The sequence below is a fragment of the Kitasatospora putterlickiae genome, from assembly GCF_039527695.1.
Classification (GTDB): Bacteria; Actinomycetota; Actinomycetes; order Streptomycetales; family Streptomycetaceae; genus Kitasatospora; species Kitasatospora putterlickiae.
In genome coordinates this window covers 64,149-65,041 of record NZ_BAAAKJ010000042.1, presented here as the reverse complement: position 1 = coordinate 65,041, position 893 = coordinate 64,149, and the positions used below count along the sequence as shown (strand labels likewise).

At 79.5% G+C, this 893-nt stretch carries 1 protein-coding gene and 1 pseudogene; both read left to right on the top strand.

Features of this window, described 5'->3' with window-relative positions:
• The coding region (locus tag ABD308_RS05170; RefSeq protein WP_344326754.1) for a sensor histidine kinase at positions 1-472 on the top strand (472 nt) is incomplete at its 5' end.
• A 53-nt stretch (positions 473-525) separates the two neighbouring features.
• Positions 526-893, top strand: a pseudogene (locus ABD308_RS05165) (response regulator); the annotation flags it as partial.

The window sequence follows — 893 nt, the reverse complement described above, 5'->3', positions numbered from 1 at the left end:
CGCCGGGCCCGACGCGGGGCCCGACGCGGGGCCCGGGAACGACCGGCGGTCGCCGCCGGGGATCGGGCAGCTCGGGGCGCTGTGCGAGCGGATGGAGGCGGCGGGCCTCGTGACCCGGCTGCGGGTGGACGGCGAGGCCGCCGGGGTGCCGGCCGCGGCGCAGCTGACGGTGCACCGGCTCGTCCAGGAGTCGCTGACCAACGCGCTGCGTCACGCGCCGGCGGGGTCGCGCGCCGAGGTGCGGGTGGCCTGCGCGCCGGGGGCGGTCACGGTCGAGGTGACCGACGACGGTCGGGCCGGAGGGACCGGGCGGCCGGGATCCGCCGGGCGCGCCGGATCCGCCGGGTCCGGGCGGGGCCTGGCGGGGATGCGGGAGCGCGCCGCGGCCTTCGGCGGGGTGCTGGAGGCGGGCCCGCGGCCGGGCGGCGGCTGGCGGGTCTTCGTACGGCTGGATCCCGGGGGCGCGCCGTGAGCGTCCGGGTGCTGCTGGTGGACGACGAGGAGCTGCTGCGGCTGGCGTTCGGCATGATCCTGCGCGCCGAGCCGGACATGGAGCCGGTCGGGGAGGCGGCCGACGGGGCGGCGGCGGTGGAGCTGGCGCGGCGGCTGCGGCCTGACGTGGTGCTGATGGACGTGCGGATGCCGGGCACCGACGGCATCGAGGCGACCCGGCGGCTGCTGCGCGAGGTGCCCGGGACGCGGGTGCTGGTGCTCACGACCTTCGACCTGGACGCGTACGCCTTCGAGGCGCTGCGGGCCGGGGCCTCCGGCTTCCTGCTGAAGAACAGCCGGCCGGAGGAGCTGCTGGGGGCGATCCGCGACGTGGCCCGGGGGGACGCCGTGGTCTCCCCCCGGGTGACCCGGCGGCTGCTGGACCGCTTCGCGCACCGGCT